General features: G+C 65.1%; 18 protein-coding genes. 13 read left to right on the forward strand and 5 right to left on the reverse strand.

What is annotated here, in order from left to right; translation table 11 throughout:
• Window positions 1–102: 102 nt before the first annotated feature.
• The gene (locus ACZBJS_RS35470) at window positions 103–1182 is read left to right on the forward strand and encodes a tartrate dehydrogenase (RefSeq protein WP_057017663.1); all 1080 of its coding nucleotides are present in this window, start codon (window positions 103–105) and stop codon (window positions 1180–1182) included.
• 389 nt (window positions 1183–1571) lie between these two features.
• Here the strand turns inward: ACZBJS_RS35470 and ACZBJS_RS35475 are convergent, their stop codons facing one another.
• The 3 genes from ACZBJS_RS35475 to ACZBJS_RS35485 form a co-directional block, all read right to left on the reverse strand.
• Window positions 1572–2483 (reverse strand): NAD(P)-dependent oxidoreductase, encoded by a 912-nt coding sequence (locus ACZBJS_RS35475; RefSeq protein WP_463439844.1) that lies wholly within the window; start codon window positions 2481–2483, stop codon window positions 1572–1574.
• A gap of 32 nt (window positions 2484–2515) precedes the next feature.
• The gene (locus tag ACZBJS_RS35480) at window positions 2516–3766 is read right to left on the reverse strand and encodes a Zn-dependent hydrolase (protein WP_057017665.1); all 1251 of its coding nucleotides are present in this window, start codon (window positions 3764–3766) and stop codon (window positions 2516–2518) included.
• Between the two features lie 123 nt (window positions 3767–3889).
• Window positions 3890–4807: a LysR family transcriptional regulator gene (locus ACZBJS_RS35485; RefSeq protein WP_057017643.1), complete on the reverse strand. Its 918-nt coding sequence runs from the start codon at window positions 4805–4807 to the stop codon at window positions 3890–3892.
• A 120-nt stretch (window positions 4808–4927) separates the two neighbouring features.
• Between ACZBJS_RS35485 and ACZBJS_RS35490 the strand changes: the two genes are divergently transcribed.
• The 6 genes from ACZBJS_RS35490 to ACZBJS_RS35515 all read left to right on the forward strand — a co-directional run bounded on the left by ACZBJS_RS35490 (window position 4928) and on the right by ACZBJS_RS35515 (window position 10642).
• Window positions 4928–5746, forward strand: coding sequence for a putative hydro-lyase (locus ACZBJS_RS35490; RefSeq protein ID WP_463439845.1), 819 nt, complete (start codon window positions 4928–4930; stop codon window positions 5744–5746).
• An 87-nt stretch (window positions 5747–5833) separates the two neighbouring features.
• Window positions 5834–7081, forward strand: a complete 1248-nt coding sequence (locus ACZBJS_RS35495; RefSeq protein ID WP_463439846.1) for an ABC transporter substrate-binding protein — start codon at window positions 5834–5836, stop codon at window positions 7079–7081.
• 289 nt (window positions 7082–7370) lie between these two features.
• Window positions 7371–8249: a branched-chain amino acid ABC transporter permease gene (locus tag ACZBJS_RS35500; protein WP_463439847.1), complete on the forward strand. Its 879-nt coding sequence runs from the start codon at window positions 7371–7373 to the stop codon at window positions 8247–8249.
• Window positions 8249–9226 (forward strand): branched-chain amino acid ABC transporter permease, encoded by a 978-nt coding sequence (locus tag ACZBJS_RS35505; protein ID WP_016842863.1) that lies wholly within the window; start codon window positions 8249–8251, stop codon window positions 9224–9226. Before ACZBJS_RS35500 ends, ACZBJS_RS35505 begins: the two co-directional genes overlap by 1 nt.
• Window positions 9223–9954, forward strand: a complete 732-nt coding sequence (locus tag ACZBJS_RS35510) for an ABC transporter ATP-binding protein (protein ID WP_016842862.1) — start codon at window positions 9223–9225, stop codon at window positions 9952–9954. Before ACZBJS_RS35505 ends, ACZBJS_RS35510 begins: the two co-directional genes overlap by 4 nt.
• A complete protein-coding gene (locus tag ACZBJS_RS35515; protein WP_018270525.1) occupies window positions 9938–10642 on the forward strand; it encodes an ABC transporter ATP-binding protein in 705 nt (234 codons plus the stop codon). Before ACZBJS_RS35510 ends, ACZBJS_RS35515 begins: the two co-directional genes overlap by 17 nt.
• 174 nt (window positions 10643–10816) lie before the next feature.
• Here ACZBJS_RS35515 and ACZBJS_RS35520 read toward each other — a convergent pair whose 3' ends face one another.
• Window positions 10817–11092 (reverse strand): hypothetical protein, encoded by a 276-nt coding sequence (locus ACZBJS_RS35520; RefSeq protein ID WP_057017646.1) that lies wholly within the window; start codon window positions 11090–11092, stop codon window positions 10817–10819.
• A gap of 33 nt (window positions 11093–11125) precedes the next feature.
• Window positions 11126–11782: a 3-oxo-tetronate 4-phosphate decarboxylase gene (gene otnC, locus ACZBJS_RS35525; RefSeq protein ID WP_057017647.1), complete on the reverse strand. Its 657-nt coding sequence runs from the start codon at window positions 11780–11782 to the stop codon at window positions 11126–11128.
• 160 nt (window positions 11783–11942) lie between these two features.
• Here otnC and ltnD point away from each other — a divergent pair, with 160 nt between their 5' ends.
• The 6 genes from ltnD to ACZBJS_RS35555 all read left to right on the forward strand — a co-directional run bounded on the left by ltnD (window position 11943) and on the right by ACZBJS_RS35555 (window position 21583).
• Window positions 11943–12890 carry an L-threonate dehydrogenase gene (gene ltnD, locus ACZBJS_RS35530; protein ID WP_076827236.1) on the forward strand — a complete coding sequence of 316 codons (948 nt, stop codon included), beginning with the start codon at window positions 11943–11945 and terminating at the stop codon, window positions 12888–12890.
• 12 nt (window positions 12891–12902) lie between these two features.
• Complete coding sequence (gene otnI, locus ACZBJS_RS35535; protein WP_463439848.1) at window positions 12903–13685, forward strand: 2-oxo-tetronate isomerase; 783 nt, start codon at window positions 12903–12905, stop codon at window positions 13683–13685.
• Entirely contained in the window at window positions 13682–14971 is a 1290-nt protein-coding gene (otnK, locus tag ACZBJS_RS35540) for a 3-oxo-tetronate kinase (RefSeq protein WP_463439849.1), read from the forward strand. Before otnI ends, otnK begins: the two co-directional genes overlap by 4 nt.
• 170 nt (window positions 14972–15141) lie before the next feature.
• On the forward strand, window positions 15142–16833 hold the full coding sequence (locus tag ACZBJS_RS35545; protein WP_057017651.1) for a methyl-accepting chemotaxis protein: 1692 nt from the start codon (window positions 15142–15144) through the stop codon (window positions 16831–16833).
• Between the two features lie 381 nt (window positions 16834–17214).
• Window positions 17215–20394 carry an efflux RND transporter permease subunit gene (locus ACZBJS_RS35550; RefSeq protein WP_463439850.1) on the forward strand — a complete coding sequence of 1060 codons (3180 nt, stop codon included), beginning with the start codon at window positions 17215–17217 and terminating at the stop codon, window positions 20392–20394.
• The gene (locus ACZBJS_RS35555; protein WP_057017653.1) at window positions 20381–21583 is read left to right on the forward strand and encodes an efflux RND transporter periplasmic adaptor subunit; all 1203 of its coding nucleotides are present in this window, start codon (window positions 20381–20383) and stop codon (window positions 21581–21583) included. Before ACZBJS_RS35550 ends, ACZBJS_RS35555 begins: the two co-directional genes overlap by 14 nt.
• The last annotated feature ends 94 nt before the right edge of the window (window positions 21584–21677 follow it).

Genomic DNA, 21677 nt, shown 5'->3' on the forward strand with positions numbered 1-21677 from the left:
CAACACTGTACTGCGGCGTTGCGCTCGCGCAAAGTTTGGTCCATTGCAGGACCATCAGAATAGGCGGCATTGCCGGCCGGGCAAATCACAAGGGTGTTCTCGATGAGCAGCGCAAAGAAGCAGTATCGGATTGCGGTCATTCCCGGCGACGGCATCGGCAAGGAAGTGATGCCGGAGGGCCTGCGCGTCATCGAGGCGGCGGCCAAGAAGCACGGCGTCGACGTGAAGTTCGACCATTTCGACTTCGCTTCCTACGACTATTACGAGAAGCACGGCGAGATGATGCCGGCCGACTGGAAGAACCAGATCGGCAAGCATGATGCGATCTATTTCGGCGCGGTCGGCTGGCCGGCGAAAATACCCGACCATATCTCGTTGTGGGGATCGCTCATAAAATTCCGCCGCGAGTTCGACCAGTACGTCAATTTGCGCCCGGTGCGGCTGATGCCCGGCGTGCCGTCGCCGCTGGCGAACCGCAAGCCCGGCGACATCGATTTCTGGGTGGTGCGCGAGAACACCGAGGGCGAATACTCGTCCGTCGGCGGCCGCATGTTCCCGGACACCGACCGCGAATTCGTCACCCAGCAAACCGTGATGACCCGCACCGGCGTCGACCGCATCCTGAAATTTGCGTTCGATCTGGCGCAGTCGCGGCCGAAGAAGCATCTGACCTCGGCGACCAAGTCGAACGGCATCTCCATCACCATGCCCTATTGGGACGAGCGCGTGGAGGCGATGGCCAAGAAATATCCCGGCGTGAAGTGGGACAAGTACCACATCGATATCCTGACCGCGAACTTCGTGCTGCATCCGGACTGGTTCGACGTCGTGGTCGGCTCCAATTTGTTCGGGGACATCCTCTCCGATCTCGGCCCGGCCTGCACCGGCACGATCGGCATCGCGCCGTCGGGCAACATCAATCCGGAAGGCGACTTCCCTTCGGTGTTCGAGCCGGTGCACGGCTCGGCGCCCGACATTGCCGGGCAGGGTATTGCCAACCCGATCGGCATGATCTGGTCGGGCGCGATGATGCTGGAGCATCTCGGCGAGAAGCAGGCGGCGGCTGCGATCGTCGGCGCGATCGAGCGCACGCTCGGCGAACGCACGCTGCGCACGCGCGATCTCGGCGGCAATGCCGACACCACGGCATGCGGCAAGGCCGTCGCGGAGATGGTGGATTAGGCTGCGCCGTCAAGCACGGGGTCGTCCTGGCGAAAGCCAGGACCCATTACCCCGAGTGCTTGTTGTGTTGCTGGGTCTGACCACCGCCCTGCGCGATGACGCAGGCCGGTGGTAATGGGTCCTGGATCGCGCTCGCTACGCTCGCTTGTCCAGGACGACGTCGTTATTGATTGCTTCGCAATCTGCGTAGGGCGGGTTAGCCACCCTACGGCCACTGTCGTCCATGCGAAAGCAGGGACCCATAACCACAGGGTCTCGTTGTTGGGGCTCGCTGTGCCCCAGCCTTCGTGACAATGGGCAGTGATGGTTATGGGTCCCGGCTCGCGCGGAGCCTGTCATCGGGCGGCGCTTTGCGCCGACCCGTTGGCTTGGCCGGGACGACGGTGAAATTACCCCTTCACGATCCTTCGGCAGTGCTCCCACGCCGCGTGGATCAAATTCTCGCTCGCCTCGCGCGTGCGGAAGGCGGAGTGCGCCGACAGCGTCACGTTCGGGATCCTGGTCAGCGGGTGATCCTTCGGCAGCGGCTCGATGTTGTAGACGTCGAGGCCGGCGTGGCGGATGTGGCCCGAATTGAGCGCATCGATCATCGCCTGCTCGTCGACGATCGCGCCGCGCGCGGTGTTGATCAGCACCACACCCTTTTTCATCTTCGCGATCTTGTCGCGCGTGATCAGGCCGCGGGTCTCGTCATTCAGCAGCAGGTGGATCGAAACCACGTCGCTGCTCGCCAGCACGGTGTCGAGATCGACGAATTCGACACCCGGATGGCTCTTGGCCGACCGGTTCCAGGCGATCACCTTCATGCCGCTGCCGAGTGCGATGCGGGCGACCTCGGCGGCGATGCCGCCGAAGCCGACCAGGCCGAGTGTCTTGCCGGTGAGCTGCATGCCGTCCTCGCGCAGCCAGTTGCCGGCGCGCATCTCGCGGTCCATCTGCGCGATCACGCGCGCCGACGACCACATCAGCGCGATCGCCGATTCCGCGACCGCGGTGTCGCCATAGCCCTTGATCAGGTGCACGGAAATGCCGAGCTCGGCAAGCTCTTCCGGGTTCATGTAGCTGCGCGCGCCGGTGCCGAGGAACACGACGTGCTTCAGGCCGGCGCACTTCTTCGCTACATCGGTCGGCAGCGCGGTGTGGTCGACCACCGCGATCTCGGCGCCGTCGAGCACCGCCGGATAGTCCTCGGACTTGATGTCCGGGTTGCGGTTGATCCGCATCCTGGGACCGCCGGGCTTTTCCAGTCGTTCCGTGATGACAGCGAGCGATTCATTGGCGTCGACAAACACTGCGCGCACGAAAGCCTCCATCCGATGAGGAGAAATGATGATCAGGACGCGACGCCGGCGAGCGCCAGCACCGTATGCATCAGGACGTTGGCGCCGGCGGCGCAATCTGTCTGCTTGGCATCTTCCAGCTCATTATGGCTGATGCCGTCCTTGCAGGGCACGAACACCATCGCCGCCGGCATCACCGTGTTGAGGTTGCAGGCGTCGTGGCCGGCGCCCGAGGTGATGCGGCGGTGCGAATAGCCAAGCTGCTTGGCGGCGTTCTCGACCGCGTCGACCAGCTTCGGATCGAAGTGCGTCGGCGCCTTGCGCCAGACGAGATCAAGCTGCACCTCGACCTTGCGCTTTGCTGCGATCTCGCTCACAGCGGCACGCAGGTCGCGATCCAGCGCATCCATGATCCCAGCGTCGGCGCTGCGGCAATCCACCGTGAAGGTGATCTCGCCGGGGATGACGTTGCGCGAGGGCGCGGCGATCACGGCCTCGCCGATGGTGCCGACCGCCTTCGGGCCGTGCTTCTTCGCGATGCTCTCCATCGCCAGAACGATCTCGGACAGCGTCGCCAGCGCATCGCGGCGCAGCGGCATCGGGGTCGAGCCGGCGTGGCTCTCGAAGCCGGTGATCTTGCCGTCGTACCACAACACGCCCTGGCCGGAATCGACCACGCCGATGGTCTTGTTCTCGGCCTCCAGGATCGGACCCTGCTCGATATGCAGCTCGACGAAGCTGGTGAACTTCTGGCGGCCGACGGGGGCGTCGCCGCGATAACCGATCGTGTCCAGCGCCTGCGCCACCGTGACGCCCTCGGCGTCCTTGCGCGACAGGATGTCGTCGGTGGTGAAATCGCCGACATAGGCGGCCGAGGCCATCATCGCCGGCGCAAAGCGCGAGCCTTCCTCATTGGTCCAGTTGCAGATGCAGATCGGAAGCTCGGTCTCGATCCCGGCATCGTTCAGCGTGCGCACCATTTCGAGCGCCGCCAGCGTGCCGAGCACGCCGTCATATTTGCCGCCGGTCGGCTGGGTGTCGAGATGTGAGCCGACGCCGATCGGCGGCTTCGACATGTCCCGTCCTTTCCTCAACCCGAACATCGAGCCGAGTGCGTCGACCTGCACCTCGAGGCCGGCGTCCGCGCATGCCTTGCGGAACCAGTCGCGCACCTGCTTGTCTTCGGCGCTCAAGGTCAGCCGCCGCACACCGCCCTTGGGCGTTGCACCGAACTGCGCGGTTTCGTGGATGGTGCCCCAGAGGCGGGCGGAATCGATCTGCAGGTTGGTGGCGGCTCGGCTCATGCTGACATTCCATTTGTATTCGGTCATTCCGGGATGGTCCGAAGGACCAGACCCGGAATCTCGAGATTCCGGGTTCGATGCTCGCGCATCGCCCCGGAATGACAGTTCATCTCCGGCAATCGTTCAATGACGCGCCACTCTCGCGCCGTCAACCGCCACGCTCGTCTGCGCGATCTGCCTGGCGAGATTGGCGACGCGCTCGATGGCGACCGCATCGGGCGAGGCGAGCCAGCTCGCGGTGAAGGTGAGGGGCGGCAGCTTGAGGTCGGTATCGAGCAGCAGCAAGCGCCCGTCGGCAAGCTCGTTCTCGACGATCGCCGCCGGGATCACCGCGATGCCAAGCCCTTCATTGGCCATGTGGATCACGGTCGCGAGCGAGGTCGAGGCGTGCAGCCGGATCGGCGGCAGATCGGGGGCGTTGAACAGCGCGCGTACGGTCTCGTAGGGCTGGGTCTTGCGCGGAAAGGTGATGATCGGAAACCGCGCCAGGTCCTGCCGCGCCACCGGGCCGTCGCCGAGGCCGAGCGCCGGGCTCGCCAGGAAACCGATCGGGTAATCGCACAGCACGTGGTTGTGCGCGCCGGACGCCGAGACCGGCCCAAGCACGAAGGCGAGCTCGATCTCCTGCGCCAGCAGCCGCTGCGTCAGATTGGGCGTGATGTCGACCTCGATCTCCAGCGACAGGTTCGGGTAGACCTCGTTGACGCTTTTGACGAGGCGCGGCAGCCAGGTGTGCACGATAGTCTCCGCGACACCGAGCCGCAGCGCGCCGCGCATCGCCGAACGGTCGCCGACCTCGGCCATCATCTCCGAACGCAGGCCGATCAGCTTCTCGGCATAGATCATCATCAGCCGCCCGCTCGGGGTGGGCGAGGCCACCCGGTGGTCGCGGTTGAGCAGCTTGACGCCCATTTCGCGCTCGAGCTGGGCAATGCGCTGGGAGATCGCCGGCTGGGTGGTGTTGAGCCGCTGGGCGGCGCCGCGGAAGCTGCCGAGCTTGACGACCCAGAGAAATGTCTCGATCGAGCGGAAGTCCGTCATTGGAAGCATTTTCCCGATCGATAAATCTATTTTATCGATTTTGATTAGAAAGGACGATTAGACATTATATCACGCTTGGTGTTGGTTTGTCCTTGTCGAGATTATGGGCAGGAGAATCCCATGACTGTTTTTGCGGCAGTGCAGCGATCTCAGGGGGAGCCAGTGCTGGCGAGCGGCGAAGCGCGCCGCGCCTGCCGTGACGGCGTGGCCTCGGCCACCACAGCCGGTCTCGCCAACGGTTTCGTCCAGGGCAATCTCGCGATCCTGCCGGAAAAGCTCGCCGGCGCCTTCCACCGCTTCTGCCAGCTCAATCCGAAGCCGTGCCCGATCATAGGCATGTCTGACGTCGGCGATCCCCGCATTCCGGCCCTTGGTCTCGACCTCGACATCCGCACCGACGTGCCGCGCTACCGGGTCTGGCGCGACGGCGAGGTGGCGGACGAGCCGACCGACATCACCAAATACTGGCGCGACGATCTCGTCACCTTCGTGCTCGGCTGCTCCTACTCGTTCGAGGAGGCGCTGCTGGATGAGGGCCTGCCGATCCGTCACATTGAACGCAATCTGCGTGTGCCAATGTACCGCACCAATATCGCCTGCAGCCCGTCGGGACCGTTCGCGGGACCCATGGTGGTGTCGATGCGCCCGTTCAAGCCGGCGGATGCGATCCGCGCGGTGCAGATCACCTCGCGCTTCCCGTCGGTGCATGGCGCGCCGGTCCATCTCGGCCATCCGCATGCGATCGGCATCAAGGATATCGCCAAGCCCGATTACGGCGATGCGGTACCGGTCGCCGATGACGAGATCCCGGTGTTCTGGGCCTGTGGCGTCACGCCGCAATCGGTGATCGCAAGTGCGAAGCTGCCGTTCGCGATCACGCATTCGCCGGGCCTGATGCTGGTGACCGATCTCAGGAACAAGCAGCTCGCTGTGCTCTGAATAGGCAATTCGTGCAATTCATTGAGGCTTTACTGCGCGCTACAAGCATCACATCGATAATAACAAGCTGACCAAGGGGAAATTTCGATGACGATCTCTCGCCGTAACGTGTTGCTGGGTGCCACTGCTGCTGCCGCGCTCGGTCCGATGGCCGCGCGCGCGCAGACCAGTGAAGTGGCAATCGGCGTGATCTATCCGCTCTCGGGCGCCAGCGCCCAGATCGGCGTCGATGCGCAGCGCGCGTTCGAGACCGCGGCAGACATCATCAACAAGAACTATGACTTCGCATTGCAGCTCGCCAAGGGCGAGGGCCTGTCCGGCCTCGGCGGCGCCAAGGTCAAGCTCGTGTTCGCCGACCACCAGGCCGATCCGCAAAAGGGCCGCGCCGAAGCCGAGCGCCTGATCACGCAGGAGAAGGTCTGCGCCGTGATCGGCACCTATCAGAGCGCGGTCGCCGTCACCGTCAGCCAGATCTGCGAGCGCTACGGCGTTCCGTTCCTCTCGGCCGACAATTCCTCGCCGAGCCTGCATCGCCGCGGCCTGAAATACTATTTCCGCGCCTCGCCGCATGACGAGATGTTCTCGACCGCGATGTTCGACTTCTTCGATGCGATGAAGAAGAAGGGCCAGAAGATCGAGACGCTGGCGCTGTTCCACGAGGACACCATCTTCGGCACCGATTCGGCGAACGCGCAGACCAAGCTCGCCGGCGAGCGCGGCTACAAGATCGTGGCCGACATCAAGTACCGCGCCAACTCGCCGTCGCTGACCGCCGAGGTGCAGCAGCTCAAGGCGGCGAATGCCGACGTGCTGATGCCGTCGAGCTACACCACCGACGCGATCCTCCTGGTGAAGACCATGGCCGAGCTCGGCTACAAGCCGAAGAACATCATGGCGCAGGACGCCGGCTTCTCGGAAAAGGCGACCTATGACGCGGTCGGCGACAAGCTCGAGGGCGTGATCTCGCGCGGCAGCTTCTCGCTCGACCTGGCGCAGAAGCGTCCGATGGTCGGTCTGATCAACGAGATGTACCGCGCGAAGTCCGGCAAGGACTTCAACGACTATTCGTCGCGCCAGTTCATGGGCCTGATCGTGATGGCGGACGCCATCAACCGCGCCAAGTCGACCGACGGCGAGAAGATCCGCGAGGCGCTGGTCGCCACCGACATGCCGGGCGATCAGACCATCATGCCGTGGCGGCGCGTCAAGTTCGACGAGATGGGGCAGAACAACTTCGCCGATCCGGTGCTGTTGCAGTACTCCGCGAAGAACTTCGTGACGATCTTCCCGGAACAGGCCGCCGTCTCCGAGGCGATCTGGCCGATGAACAGCTAATCGGTCGGCGCCAGAGCGTCCGTTCCGATCGTATCGGAACGGAGCTCTGGATTCTTGTTGCGACGCGTTTTCCCAGCGCGAACCGGTATCCACTTCGCTCGAAAACGCTATTGAGGGGGCAGACGGCGGTGACAGCCGAAGACATCATTCAGAGTCTCGCATGTTCCGTCATTGCGAGCGAAGCGAAGCAATCCACGTCTCCGCGAAAAGGAAGCATGGATTGCTTCGTCGCTTCGCTCCTCGCAATGACGGGGGCTAAAGACAATGGTCGGAACATGGAGCGTCGACGGTGACAGCCGAGACCATTATCCAGAGTTTGGCGAGCGGCCTGTTGATGGGGCTGCTCTACGGACTGATCGCCGCAGGCCTCGCATTGATCTTCGGATTGATGGACGTCGTGAATTTCGCGCACGGCGAGTTCCTGATGATCGCGATGTACGCGACCTTCTTCCTGTTCGCGTTCTTCGCGATCGATCCCTTGCTCTCGGCGCCGCTGGTCGCCGCGGCGCTGTTCGTGTTCGGCGCGGTGGTCTATCTGTTGATCGTCCGCTTCGCGATGCGCGCCAAGGCCAATGCTGGCATGGTGCAGATCTTCTCGACCTTCGGCCTCGCGATCGTGATGCGGGGCCTCGCCCAGTTCTTCTTCACGCCCGACTACCGCAGCGTCACCAACTCCTGGGTCGGCGGCAAGACCGTGTCGATCGCCGGCATCTATCTGCCGGAGCCGCAGCTGATCGGCGCGATGCTGTCGATCACGGCCTTCGTCGCGCTCTACTTCTTCATCAATCGCACCGATTTCGGCCGCGCGCTCGAGGCGACGCGCGAAGACGCCGGCGCGGTGGCGCTGGTCGGCATCGACAAGAACCGCGTGTTCGCGCTCGGCTGGGGCCTCGGTGCGGCGCTGGTCGGCCTCGCCGGCGCCATCATGGCGATCTTCTTCTACGTCTACCCCGACGTGGGCGCGTCGTTCGCCCTGATCGCCTACGTCACCGTGGCGCTCGGCGGCTTCGGCAGCGTATTCGGCGCCTTTGCCGGCGGCATCATCGTCGGCCTGGTGGAAGCGACCACCGCGCTGATCCTGCCGCCGTCGCTGAAATCGGTCGGCATCTATGCCGTTTACCTGCTGGTCGTCTTCATCCGCCCGCGTGGCCTGTTCGGATCGATGTGATGGACACCCAGTTCGCCCAACGCCGCAGGCGTGACCTGATCGTGGCGGCCTGCCTCGCGGTGATCGCCGCGCTGGTGCCGCTGTTCGTCAAGGACGTCTACGTCCAGAACATCATGGTGCTGACGCTGATGTATGCGGCGCTGTCGCAGAGCTGGAACATCCTGTCCGGCTATTGCGGCCAGATCTCGCTCGGCCATGCGCTGTATTTCGGGCTCGGCGCCTATACCACCGCGCTGCTGTTCACCAAGTTCGGCGTGCTGCCGTGGTTCGGCATGCTGGCGGGCGGGGCGATCTCCGCATTGATCGCGATGGCGCTCGGCTATCCCTGCTTCCGCCTGCGCGGGCATTACTTCGTGATCGCAACCATCGTGATCGCCGAGATCGCACTGCTGTTGATCCAGAACTGGGATTGGGCCGGCGCCGCGCTCGGCATCGACATCCCGGTGCGCGGCGACAGCTGGCTGAAATTCCAGTTCACCCGCTCGAAGCTGCCTTACTTCTATTTCGCGCTGGCGCTGGCCTGCATCGCCTGGTTCGTCACCTGGTGGCTGGAGGATTCCAAATGGGGCTACTGGTGGCGCGCGGTGAAGGACAATCCCGATGCGGCCGAAAGCCTCGGCGTGGTCGTGTTCAATTCCAAGATGGGCGCGGCGGCGGTCTCGGCCTTCCTCGTTGCGGTCGGCGGCAGCTTCTACGCCCAGTTCGTCTCCTACATCGATCCTGAAAGTGTGATGGGCTTCCAGTTCTCGCTGCTGATGGCGCTGCCTGCGGTGCTTGGCGGCATCGGCACCTTGTGGGGCCCGGTGCTGGGCGCGGTCATCCTGATCCCGCTCACCGAGCTGACGCGCTCGTTCATCGGCGGCTCCGGGCGCGGCGTCGACCTCATCGTCTACGGCACGCTGATCGTCGTGATCTCGCTGGCGCTGCCGCGCGGACTGGTCAGCGTGTTCTCCCTGCGCAAGGGAGCTGCACGATGACGGCGCTGCTGGAAACGCGCGGAGTATGGCAGCGCTTCGGCGGCCTCGTCGCCAACAGCGATGTCTCGATTTCGGTCGGGCGCGGCGAGATCGTCGGCCTGATCGGCCCCAACGGCGCTGGCAAGTCGACGCTGTTCAACCTGATCGCGGGCGTGCTGCCGCCCACCCAGGGCTCGATCATTTTCGACGGCGAGGACGTGACCAAGCTGCCGGCGGCGGAACGCTGCCAGCGCGGCGTCGGGCGCACCTTCCAGGTCGTCAAGAGTTTTGAGACCATGACCGTGATCGACAACGTCATCGTCGGCGCGCTGATCCGCAACACCAAGATGCGCATTGCGCGGCAGAAGGCCTATGAGGTGCTGGAGTTCTGCGGACTTGCGGCGCGCGCCGACAAGCTTGCCGCCGACCTCGTCCCGTCGGAGAAGCGCCGGCTCGAGGTGGCCCGCGCGCTCGCCACCGAGCCGAAGCTGCTGCTGCTTGACGAAGTCCTCACCGGGCTGACGCCGGTCGAGGCGCAGACCGGCGTCGAGCTGGTGCGCAAGGTCCGCGCCGCCGGCATCACCGTGCTGATGGTCGAGCATGTGATGGAGATCGTGATGCCGCTGGTCGATCGCGCCATCGTGCTGAATCTCGGCAAGGTGCTGGTCGAGGGCAAGCCGACTGAGGTCGTCCGCAATCCGGAAGTCATTTCTGCCTATCTCGGGGATCGTCATGCTGTCGGTGCGTGAAGTCACCACCGCCTATCAGGGCCTGGTCGCGATCTCCTCGGTGTCGATCGACGTCACCAAGGGCGAGATCGTCTGCGTCGCCGGCGCCAACGGAGCGGGCAAGTCGACGCTGTTGAAATCGATCGCCGGCGCCGAGCGGCCGCGCGCTGGCACCGTCACCTTCGACGGCAAGCGCATCGACGGCCAGCCGCAGCACGTCATCACGTCAAGCGGCATTGCTTACGTGCCGGAGAACCGCCGGCTGTTTCCGCGGCTCTCGGTGCGCGACAATCTGCGCCTCGGCAGCTATCTCTATCGCAGCCAGTCCGACCGCGACGCGCCGCTCGATCTGGTGTTCAAGCTGTTTCCGCGGCTTGGCGAACGGCTCGACCAGCGCGCCGAGACGCTGTCCGGCGGCGAGCAGCAGATGCTTGCGATCGGCCGCGCGCTGATGACGCGGCCGCGGCTTCTGATGCTCGACGAACCGTCGCAGGGCATCATGCCGAAACTGGTCGACGAGATCTTCCAGGCCGTGAAGCGCATCCGCGACGCCGGCATGACGGTCCTGATCGTCGAGCAGCGCATGGCCGAATGCCTCGAGATCGCCGACCGCGCCTACATCCTGCAGACCGGCCGCGTGCTGATGCAGGGCACCGCCGCCGAGATCAGCGGCAATCCCGACGTGCGCAAGGCGTATCTGGGGCTGTAGCGACGGAATCTCTACGCTCGTAGCTCCAGCGACAAAGGTTTTGCCTTTGCGCGGGGATGACGCCAGTGCATGCGGTGCGCGCAATCCAGCCCGTAGCCCGGATGAGCGCAGCGACATCCGGGGCGTCCCGCATATCGCTGCGCTCATGCGGGCTACTGATCCAGCCCACGCAGCCTACTTGCTCTCGTCGATCTTCTCGACCTTGGCGGCGAGGTCCGGCACGCGGCTGACGCGATAGGTCGCGTTGCTGCAGGTCAGCGTCCAGGCCTCGTTGTCGGGCTTCGAGAGCTTGTCGTCCCGCTCGGCCTTGAGCGGCTTGTCGCAGGCATAGCCTTGCGCGCGCAGCTGGGTTGCCAGCATGCCTTGCAAGGTCTCTTCGGTCCGTCCGTCCGACGCCGCAAGGCCGACGGCGAACGGAATCGCTAACGCCAAGCCTGTGAACCTCATCATGACTGTCTTCCGCATATCGATCCTCCGCTTGATCTAGTGAGGGTGATCCGGCAGCACGAGCCCGAACGTCCTGGTCAAATCCGCCACCTGGTCGGGCGACAAATAGCGCGGGTTCAGGCCGCGCAGCAGCAGATAGAGCTTTGCGGTTTCCTCCAGCTCCTCGGTCGCGAACACCGCCGTTTCCAGCGTATCGCCCGACACGACGGGCCCATGATTGGCGAGCAGCACCGATGAATATTTCCCGGCCAGTCCCCGGATCGCGTCGGCAACGGCCGGATCGCCGGGGCGATAATAGGGCACCAGCGCGGTCTGGCCGCACTTCATGACGTAATAGGCGGTCATCGCCGGCAGCGCGGCGCGCGGGTCGATCTCGGGCAGCATCGAGAGCGCGACCGAATGAGTCGAGTGCAGGTGCACCACGGCGCCGGCGGAGGCGCGCGTCTGGTAGAGCGCGGTGTGCAGCGGCACTTCCTTGGTCGGGGCGTCGCCGGAGACGAGCCGGCCGTTGCCGTCGAGCCGCGACATTTTCGCCGGATCGAGGAAGCCGAGCGAGGCGTTGGTCGGCGTCACCAGCCAGCCGCCGTCCGCGAGCCGGACGCTGATATTGCCCGAGGAGCCCGGCGTCAGGCCGCGCTCGAACAGCGAGCGGCCGAAGCGGCAGATGTCCTCACGAAGCTTTGTTTCGCTCATCCGGTTTCGCTCGCCGCGCCATCTTTGGCGCTATCCGTTTTCCGCTTTGTCTCATGCTTTGGCAGCGCGGCCAAGCCGTGATAGGCAAGCAGCAACGAGCATGAACCGGGCCCGGAAGGCCGCGCTGACGCAAAGTGGCAGCCGGTTTTCCGAAAAGGTCATGCTCAAACAACTAAAAATGTTCAGGGATCGCCAAATGTCCAGTTCCGCAACATCACGTGTCGCCGTCATCGGGCTGGGCTCGATGGGATACGGCATGGCGACCTCACTCAGGCGGGCCGGTTTCGAGGTGACCGGCTGCGACGTCACGGCCGATGCGGTGGCGCGCTTCGTCGCCGACGGCGGCAAGGGCGCCAAGTCGCCGGCCGAGGCGGCCCGGGATGCCGACATTGTCGTCAGCGTCGTCGTCAACGCGGCGCAGACTGAAGGGATCCTGTTCGGCAAGGACGGCGTCGCCGAGACCTTGGCCAAGGACGCGGTCTTCATCTCCTCGGCGACCATGGACCCTGATATCGCGCGGCGCCTCGCAAAGCAGCTCGAGGCGACCGGCCGGCACTATCTCGATGCCCCGATCTCCGGCGGCGCGCAGCGCGCGGCGCAGGGCGAATTGACGATTCTCGCCTCCGGCAGCGCCGCGGCATTTGCGAAGGCGCGGCCGGCGCTGGATGCGATGGCGGCAAAGCTCTACGAGCTCGGCGATGCCGCGGGGCAGGGCGCCGCGTTCAAGATGATCAACCAGCTGCTGGCCGGCGTGCATATCGCGGCCGCCTCCGAGGCGATCGCCTTCGCCGCCAAGCAGGGGCTCGACATCCGCAAGGTCTATGAGGTGATCACCGCCTCCGCGGGCAATTCCTGGATGTTCGAGAACCGCATGCCGCATGTGCTCGACGGCGACTATGCGCCGCGCAGCGCCGTCGAAATTTTTGTGAAGGACCTCGGCATCATCCAGGACATGGCGCGCAATGCACGCTTCCCGGTGCCGGTCTCGGCCGCGGCCTTGCAGATGTTCCTGATGACCGCGGCCGCCGGCATGGGCCGCGACGACGATGCGTCGGTGGCGCGGATGTATGCGCAGGTTACCGGCACCAAGCTTCCAGGCGAGAAATAAGAGGATCCTGCAATGCCCCGTTTTGCCGCCAACCTCACCATGATGTTCAACGAGGTCCCGTTCCTCGACCGCTTCGAGGCGGCCGCGAAGGCGGGCTTCACCGCGGTCGAGTTCCTGTTTCCTTACGACCATTCGGCCGAGGAGGTCGGCAAGCGGCTGAATGGCAATGGGCTGACGCAGGCGCTGTTCAACCTGCCGCCGGGCGACTGGAACGCCGGCGAGAAGGGGTTTGCCGCGCTGCCGGACCGTTTCGCCGACCTCCAGCAAAGCCTGAAGACCGCGCTGCCCTATGTGCAGGCGACCGGCGTCAAGCGGGTGCATCTGATGGCGGGAATAGCCGACCGCAGCGATGCCAGGGCGGTCGCCGCGTTTCGCAAATCGGCCGCCCATGCCGCAGAGTTCTTCGCGCCGCACGGCCTCGACGTCGTGATCGAGCCGATCAATCCGCGCAACGTGCCCGGCTACTTCCTCAACGACTTCATCTTCGCGCGCGATCTGATCAACGAGCTTGGTATCGCGAACCTGAAGCTGCAGTTCGACATCTACCACTGCCAGATCATCCATGGCGACGTCACCATGCGGCTGCGTGAAATGATGCCGATCATCGGCCACGTCCAGATCGCGTCGATCCCCTCGCGCAACGAGCCCGACGGCGAGGAGCTGAACTATCCGTTCCTGTTCGGCGAGCTCGACCGGCTCGGCTACGGCGGCTTCGTCGGCTGCGAGTACAATCCGCGCGGCAAGACCACCGACGGTCTCGCCTGGTTCAAGCCCTATGCCGGAGTGAAGCCGTGACGCGAGCCGGAAAACTGTCTCTCGGTTGCATCGCCGACGACTATACCGGCGCCTCCGACCTCGCCAACACGCTGACCCGCGCCGGCCTGCGCACGGTGCAGACCATCGGCGTGCCCGCGGACGATCTCGCGCTGCCCGAGGTCGACGCCGTCGTGGTGTCGCTGAAGAGCCGTTCGATCGAGGCCGGCCTCGCCGTGACGCGTTCGCGCGCAGCGGAGGCCTGGCTGCGCGGCCGCGGCGCCAAACATATCCTGTTCAAGATCTGCTCGACCTTCGATTCAACCGATGCCGGCAATATCGGCCCCGTAATGGACGCGCTGCGTGCCGATTCCAGGGATGCCATCGTGCTGGTGACGCCGGCGTTCCCGGAGACCGGCCGCACCGTCTACCAGGGCAATCTGTTCGTCGGCTCGGTGCCGCTGAACGAGAGTCCGCTTAAGGACCACCCGCTCAACCCGATGCATGATTCCAATCTGGTTCGTGTGCTGGCGCGGCAAAGCACGACCAAGGTCGGCCTGGTCGATCTGGCGACGCTGAGCCGCGGCGCGGACGCCGTCCGGGCAAAGCTCGCCGAGCTCACGCAAAGCGGCATCGGCGCCACCATCGTCGATGCGGTGTTCGACCGCGACTTCGAGACCATCGGGCAGGTCGCCCTGGATCACCGTCTTTCAGTCGGCGCTTCCGGCATCGGGCTTGGCCTGGCGCGGGCGCTGGTCGCCGCGAGCAAGGCCAAACCGGACAGCGCGGATGCGATGCTGGCGACGCCAGTCGGCGGCCCGGCGGCGTGCCTTGCCGGCAGTTGCTCGCAGGCGACCCTGCGCCAGATCGCAAACGCCGAGAAAGTGATGCCGGTCCTGCACCTCGATCCCGAGCAGGTGGTCGCCGGCAAGGACGAAACGCAGCGTGCGCTCGCCTGGGCCAGAGACCGGCTCGGGGCGGGGCCAATCCTGATTGCGAGCAGCTCGACCCCGGATCAGGTGGCAGCTGTGCAATCCCGTCATGGTCGCGATGCAGCCGGGCATGCCATCGAGCAGGCGATGGCCGACATCGCGGATGGTCTGGTGCAGTCGGGCGTGCACAGGCTGGTGGTCGCCGGTGGTGAAACTTCGGGCGCCGTGGTCGATCGCCTGCGCATTCCTGGATTCCTGGTCGGTGCGGAAATCGCCGCCGGCGTGCCGGTTCTGCGAGCGGTCGGCGCCGGGAGAGGCGAGATGGTGCTTGCCCTGAAATCAGGCAATTTCGGCGGGCCGGAGTTTTTCTCGGATGCGCTCGTGCTGATGCCTTGATGCGGCTGGCGCGCATCATGCCACGGTGTCGAAGAGCGCCTCCGTAGTTCAACGGGGAACCAAATTAACCCTACTTAAGGAGGGGGGCTGGCTTTGATGTCAGCGGCGTCCCGCCACGCCCCCAGCCATTCGATCGGGCTTCGCGAGCCCGATATCAAGAGACCCCCACGATGTTCGCCAAATTCTCGATCCGCGCCAAGATTATTGCCGTGGTTGCGTTCCTGCTTGTCGCGATGACGGGCATGGGCCTGCTCGCGGTCGTGAATTTACGGTCGATCAACGCCAACACTGTCGACATCACGACGAGCTGGCTGCCGAGCGTGCGTGCGCTCGGCGATCTGCGCGCCGGCGTCATCACCTATCGCAACGTGATCCGCGAGCACATGCTGTCCGAGACGCTGGAGGACAAGCTCGCGCAGGAGAAGACCCTGACCTCGGTGGTCGACGCCAACCTCAAGGTCCGCGCGATCTACGAGCCGCTGATCGCGACCCCCGCGGAGCGCGCGCTCTACGATCAATGGGTCGATGCCTGGACCCGTTACAAGAAGGGAACCGAGGAGGTGATGGCGCTGTCGCGCAGGGATGTCGGCAAGGCCCCGCACGATGCGCATGAGCTGAACGCCAAGACCGTCAACAAGATCGGCCTCGAGGCCGACGAGATCCTGCGCAAGGACATCGAGCTCAACAATGCCGGCGCCGACAAGGCGGCGCAGGAGGCGGCAAACAGCTACGCGTCGGCCGTCATGCTGCTTGCGATGATCCTTGGCGCCGCCATCATCGTCGGCGTCGGCGTCAGCTTCCTGATGATCCGCGACGTCTCGGCCGGCATCGCCTCGATCGTGAGCCCGATGCAGGCGCTGGGCCGCGGCGACCTGACCGCAAACGTCCCGCATCAGGGCGAGAAGACCGAGATCGGCGCGATGGCCGATACGCTGCAGGTGTTCAAGGAAGCCCTGGTCGCCAAGAAGGCGGCCGATGAAGCCGCGGCTGCCGACGCCGAAGCCAAGATCGAGCGCGGCCGCCGGGTCGACACCATCACCCGCAATTTCGAACAGATGATCGGCGAGATCGTGCAGACCGTGTCGTCGGCCTCGACCCAGCTGGAAGCCTCCGCCGGCACGCTGTCGTCGACCGCCCGGCGTTCGCAGGAGCTGACCACCTCGGTTGCCGCGGCGTCCGAGGAGGCCTCGACCAATGTCCAGTCGGTGGCGTCGGCGACCGAGGAGCTGTCGTCGTCGGTGACCGAGATCAGCCGCCAGGTGCAGGAGTCGGCACGGATGGCCGGCGATGCCGTCGGCCAGGCGCGCACCACCAACGATCGCGTCAGCGAGCTGTCGAAGGCCGCCGCGCGGATCGGCGACGTCGTCGAGCTGATCAACACCATTGCCGGCCAAACCAATTTGCTGGCGCTGAACGCCACCATCGAGGCGGCACGCGCCGGCGACGCCGGCCGCGGCTTCGCCGTGGTGGCGTCCGAGGTGAAGGCGCTGGCCGAGCAGACCGCCAAGGCGACCGGCGAGATCGGCCAGCAGATCGCCGGCATCCAGACCGCGACCCAGGAGTCGGTCGGCGCGATCAAGGAAATCTCCTCGACCATCGAACGGCTGTCGGAAATCTCGTCCACCATTGCGGCCGCGGTCGAAGAGCAGGGCGCGGCGACGCAGGAAATCTCCCGCAACGTGCAGCAGGCGGCGCAGGGCACCCAGCAGGTCTCGGCCAACATCACCGACGTCCAGCATGGCGCCAACGAGACCGGCTCGGCGTCGAGCCAGGTGCTGTCGGCGGCCCAATCGCTCTCGGGCGACAGCAGCCGCCTCAAGCTCGAGGTCAGCAAGTTCCTCGACGCCGTCCGCGCCGCCTGATCCGGCGGCGGCGCTCGGGCGGCCGCCATCCTTCGCCTAACCGATGCCGACGTGGTGGGCTGACCCGGCCCGTCACGTTTTACATTTTCGCAGAGCAGCGATGCGTTAACCTCGCGTCGGCCGAAATAGCATCCTCGGCCGGCTCGCATTCTCAGCAGAGCCGTCTCTTTTTGACGATGATCCGCACGCGATCGGCGGCACTGCGCCCGGCATGGTCGCTCGGAGCGCGCAGCCTCACGCACTATGCCGAGGAAGTGAAAGCCGCCGCGGCTCCGCGGGTTGGCGTTTTGCCCGGCATCGGGTAAATCGGCCGCTACGGAACGGCTTTTGCAATGTCGATTCCTCTGCCTGGGCGGGCTTCATTTCGGGAACGCTAGTTTTATGATCGCACTGGTCCGTATCGCGCTGAGCCGGCCATATACTTTCGTCGTGCTCGCGATCCTGCTGTTGATTATCGGACCGCTGGCGGCGTTGCGCACGCCGACCGACATCTTCCCAGACATCCGCATCCCCGTGATCGGCGTGGTCTGGCAGTACACCGGCCTGCCGCCGGACCAGATGTCCGGCCGCATCACCACGCCGTTCCAGCGCGCGCTGACCACGACCGTCAACGACATCGAGCACATCGTCGCCAATTCCTATAACGGCGTCGGCATCATCAAGATCTTCTTCCAGCCCAACGTCGACATCCGCACCGCCAATGCGCAGGTCACCGCGATCTCGCAAACCCTGCTCAAGCAGATGCCGCCGGGCGCGACGCCGCCGCTGATCCTGAACTACAGCGCCTCGACGGTTCCGATCATCCAGGTCGCGCTGTCGGGCGAGGGACTGACCGAGCAGAACCTCGCCGATATCGGCATCAACCAGCTGCGCACGCCGCTGGTCACGGTGCCTGGTGCGGCGATCCCGTATCCGTTCGGCGGCAAGCAGCGCCAGGTCCAGATCGATCTCAATTCGACCGCGCTGCAGGCGCGCGGCCTGTCGGGTCAGGACGTCGCCAATGCGCTCGCCGCGCAGAACCTGATCACGCCGGTCGGCACGCAGAAGATCGGCAATTTCGAATACACCATCAACCTCAACAACTCGCCGCTGCGGCTCGAGGAGCTCGGCGACCTGCCGATCAAGCAGGTCAACGGCGCGATGGTCTATGTGCGTGACGTCGCGTCGGTCCGCGACGGCAATCCGCCGCAAACCAACATCGTCCATGTCGACGGCAACCGCTCGGTCTTGATGATGGTGCTGAAGGCCGGCGCCACCTCGACGCTCGATATCATCTCCGGCATCAAGCAGAAGGTGATCGAGGTCAAGGACCAGATGCCGGACGCGCTGAAGATCGGCTTCATCGGCGACCAGTCGGTGTTCGTCCGCGGCGCGATCACCGGCGTCGCGTTCGAGGGCGTGATCGCCGCGCTGCTCACCAGCATCATGATCCTCTTGTTCCTCGGCAGCTGGCGCTCGACCGTCATCATCGCGGTGTCGATCCCGCTGTCAGTGCTCGGCGCCATCATCATGCTGTCCCTGATCGGCGAGACGCTGAACATCATGACGCTCGGCGGCCTCGCGCTCGCGGTCGGCATCCTGGTCGACGACGCCACGGTGACGATCGAGAACATCAATTATCACCTCGAGCAGGGCAAACCCGTCGAGCAGTCGATCCTCGATGGCGCCAACCAGATCGTGACGCCGGCCTTCGTCTCCTTGCTCTGTATCTGCATCGTGTTCGTGCCGATGTTCTTCCTCACCGGCGTGGCGCGCTTCCTGTTCGTGCCGATGGCCGAAGCGGTGATGTTCGCGATGATCTGGTCGTTCATCCTGTCGCGCACCCTGGTGCCGACCATGGCGAACTATCTGCTGCAGGCGCATGTGCATCATGAGGGCGCGCCGCCGAAGTCGCGCAATCCCCTGGTCTGGTTCCAGCGCGGCTTCGAGGCGCGGTTCGAGCGCATCCGCAGCGGCTATCGTGGCCTGCTCGCGATGGCGCTCGGTCATCGCACGGTGTTCGTGAGCTGCTTTCTCGCAGTCGTCGCCGCGTCGTTCCTCTTGGTGCCGTTCCTCGGGCGCAACTTCTTCCCGTCGGTCGACGCCGGCAACATCCTGATGCATGTCCGCACCCAGGTCGGCACCCGCGTCGAGGAGACCGCCAACCAGCTCGCCGACATCCAGAAGGCGATCCGCAAGCTGGTGCCCGGCGAGATCGAGACCATGACCGACAACATCGGCATGCCGATCTCCGGCATCAACATGACCTACAACAACACCGGCGTGATCGGTCCGCAGGACGGCGACATCCAGATACGCCTCAAGGAAGGCCACAAGCCGACCGAACAGCATGTCCGCGCACTGCGTGAGCAATTGCCGCGGCTGTTCCCGGGCACCAACTTCGCGTTCCTGCCGGCCGACATCGTCAGCCAGATCCTGAACTTCGGCGCGCCGGCGCCGATCGACCTGCAGATCCGCGGCGCCAATCTCGAGGCCAACTTCGCCTATGCCAACAAGCTGCTGGCCGGGATCAAGCGCATCCCCGGCATCGCCGATGCGCGGATCCAGCAGTCGCCGAACAACCCGACCTTCAACATCGATGTCGACCGCACCCGCGCGCAATATGTCGGCCTGACCGAGCGCGACGTCACCAACTCGCTGGTGGTCAACCTCGCCGGCTCCTCGCAGGTGGCGCCGACGTATTACCTCAATCCCGATAACGGCGTGTCGTACTCGATCGTGATGCAGACGCCGCAATACCAGATCGACTCGCTGAGCGCGCTGCAGACCCTGCCGATCACCGCGACCGGCAACACCCAGGCGCCGATCCTCGGCGGCATCGCCGACATCAAGCGCGCGACCTCGAGTGCGGTGGTGTCGCAATATGACATCCAGTCGCTGGTGCAGATCTACGCCACGACGCAAGGCCGCGATCTCGGCGGCGTCGCGACCGACGTGCGCAAGCTGATCGCCGACACCGCCAAGGAGGTGCCGAAGGGCTCGTCCGTGGTGCTGCTCGGCCAGGTGCAGACCATGAACTCGGCCTTCACCGGCCTCTTGTTCGGCCTGCTCGGCGCCGTCGTGCTGATCTACTTCCTGATCGTCGTGAACTTCCAGTCCTGGTCGGACCCGTTCGTGATCATCACGGCGCTGCCCGCTGCGCTCGCCGGCATTGTCTGGATGCTGTTCACGACGGAGACCACGCTGTCGGTTCCGGCGCTCACCGGCGCCATCATGTGCATGGGTGTGGCGACGGCCAACAGCGTGCTCGTGATCAGCTTCGCCCGCGAGCGCTATGAGGAACTCGGCGATCCCGTCGCGGCCGCCCTGGAAGCCGGCTTCGTCCGGTTCCGCCCGGTGCTGATGACCGCGCTTGCCATGATCATCGGCATGGCGCCGATGGCGCTGGGGCTGGGCGAGGGCGGCGAGCAGAACGCGCCGTTGGGCCGGGCCGTGATCGGCGGCCTGATCTTCGCCACCTTCGCGACGCTGATGTTTGTTCCCGTGGTATTCAGTATGGTACACAAGAAGCAAGGCGCCAAAGCCGCCGCCTCATCGGAGATTCCGCATGCCGCCCACTGAAAAGCGCCCCCCGGTCTCACGCCGGAAGCTGGGCATCTTCGGCGTGGTGGCCCTGGTCGGGGCGGGCCTGATCGTCGGCACCGGGATCCGCGCCCGTGAGGAACAGGACACGCGGCTGAAGGAATGGACCGACGACCAGGCCATTCCGACCGTCGCGGTGGCGCTGCCCAATGCCAAGGCGCTGAGCCCCACGATCGACCTGCCGGGCCGGCTCGAGGCCTATTCCCGCGCGCCGATCTATGCCCGGGTGTCCGGCTATCTCAAGAACTGGGACGCCGACATCGGCGCCCGCGTCAAGGCCGGCCAGGTGATCGCCGAGATCGAGGCGCCCGACCTCGACCAGCAATTGCTGCAGGCGCGCGCCGATCTCGCCAGCGCCCAGGCCTCGGCCAAGCTCTCCGAGGCCACGTTGAACCGGCGCAAGACGCTGGTGGCCTCGAACTTCGTCTCCGCCCAGGAGATCGACGAGCGCACCGCCGACCTTTCCAACAAGAACGGTGCGGTCAAGGCCGGCCAGGCCAATGTCGAGCGGCTGGAAGCGCTCGCCGGATACAAGAAGATCACGGCGCCGTTCGACGGCGTGGTGACCTCGCGCGACACCGACGTCGGCGCGCTGATCAACGCCGGCGGCAACTCGGGCCCGGCGATGTTCACGATCTCGGACATCACCAAGCTGCGCGTCTATGTCAACGTGCCGCAGAACTACGTCCCGGCGATCAAGATCGGCGCCAAGGCGACGCTGGCGCTGCCGGATTACCCGAACCGCACCTTCCAGGCGACGGTGGAAGCCTCCTCGCAGGCGGTCGATGTCGCCTCCGGCACGACGCGGATGCAACTCGGGCTCGACAACTCCTCTGGCGAATTGATGCCGGGCAGCTATGCCAGCGTGAAGCTCAATCTGCAGCGCGAATCCACGCCGCTCAGCATTCCCGCCAGCGCGCTGATCTTCAACAGCAGTGGCCTGCGGGTCGCAACCGTCGGTCCTGACGACAAGGTGCTGTTCAAGACCGTGAAGATCGGCCGCGACCTCGGCAAGGAGATCGAGATCGCCACCGGCCTCGCGCCCGACGATCGCATCATCACCGCCCCGCCGGACGGCCTCGCCGACGGCGACCATGTCCGCGTCACCGGTGCCGGCGCCAAGGGCAAGCCGACCACGGCATCCGAAAAGCAGGACGTGAAGGGGTAGGGGAGAAGCCGCCCCTTTACTTCGTCATGCCCGGGCTTGGCCCGGGCATCCACGTATTACTTTCTTTCACGAGGCAAAGACGTGGATGGCCGCG

Source organism: Bradyrhizobium sp. KZN70725 (assembly GCF_055264925.1).

What these genes read in the sequence shown, in the direction of transcription:
- ACZBJS_RS35470 (WP_057017663.1), top strand. Translation starts at nt 103, where the DNA reads ATGAGCAGCGCAAAGAAGCAGTATCGGATTGCGGTCATTCCCGGCGAC.
- ACZBJS_RS35480 (WP_057017665.1), bottom strand. Translation starts at nt 3,766, where the DNA reads ATGAGCCGAGCCGCCACCAACCTGCAGATCGATTCCGCCCGCCTCTGG.
- ACZBJS_RS35485 (WP_057017643.1), bottom strand. Translation starts at nt 4,807, where the DNA reads ATGACGGACTTCCGCTCGATCGAGACATTTCTCTGGGTCGTCAAGCTC.
- ACZBJS_RS35490 (WP_463439845.1), top strand. Translation starts at nt 4,928, where the DNA reads ATGACTGTTTTTGCGGCAGTGCAGCGATCTCAGGGGGAGCCAGTGCTG.
- ACZBJS_RS35495 (WP_463439846.1), top strand. Translation starts at nt 5,834, where the DNA reads ATGACGATCTCTCGCCGTAACGTGTTGCTGGGTGCCACTGCTGCTGCC.
- ACZBJS_RS35505 (WP_016842863.1), top strand. Translation starts at nt 8,249, where the DNA reads ATGGACACCCAGTTCGCCCAACGCCGCAGGCGTGACCTGATCGTGGCG.
- ACZBJS_RS35510 (WP_016842862.1), top strand. Translation starts at nt 9,223, where the DNA reads ATGACGGCGCTGCTGGAAACGCGCGGAGTATGGCAGCGCTTCGGCGGC.
- ACZBJS_RS35515 (WP_018270525.1), top strand. Translation starts at nt 9,938, where the DNA reads ATGCTGTCGGTGCGTGAAGTCACCACCGCCTATCAGGGCCTGGTCGCG.
- ACZBJS_RS35520 (WP_057017646.1), bottom strand. Translation starts at nt 11,092, where the DNA reads ATGATGAGGTTCACAGGCTTGGCGTTAGCGATTCCGTTCGCCGTCGGC.
- otnC (WP_057017647.1), bottom strand. Translation starts at nt 11,782, where the DNA reads ATGAGCGAAACAAAGCTTCGTGAGGACATCTGCCGCTTCGGCCGCTCG.
- ltnD (WP_076827236.1), top strand. Translation starts at nt 11,943, where the DNA reads ATGCTCAAACAACTAAAAATGTTCAGGGATCGCCAAATGTCCAGTTCC.
- otnI (WP_463439848.1), top strand. Translation starts at nt 12,903, where the DNA reads ATGCCCCGTTTTGCCGCCAACCTCACCATGATGTTCAACGAGGTCCCG.
- ACZBJS_RS35545 (WP_057017651.1), top strand. Translation starts at nt 15,142, where the DNA reads ATGTTCGCCAAATTCTCGATCCGCGCCAAGATTATTGCCGTGGTTGCG.
- ACZBJS_RS35550 (WP_463439850.1), top strand. Translation starts at nt 17,215, where the DNA reads ATGATCGCACTGGTCCGTATCGCGCTGAGCCGGCCATATACTTTCGTC.
- ACZBJS_RS35555 (WP_057017653.1), top strand. Translation starts at nt 20,381, where the DNA reads ATGCCGCCCACTGAAAAGCGCCCCCCGGTCTCACGCCGGAAGCTGGGC.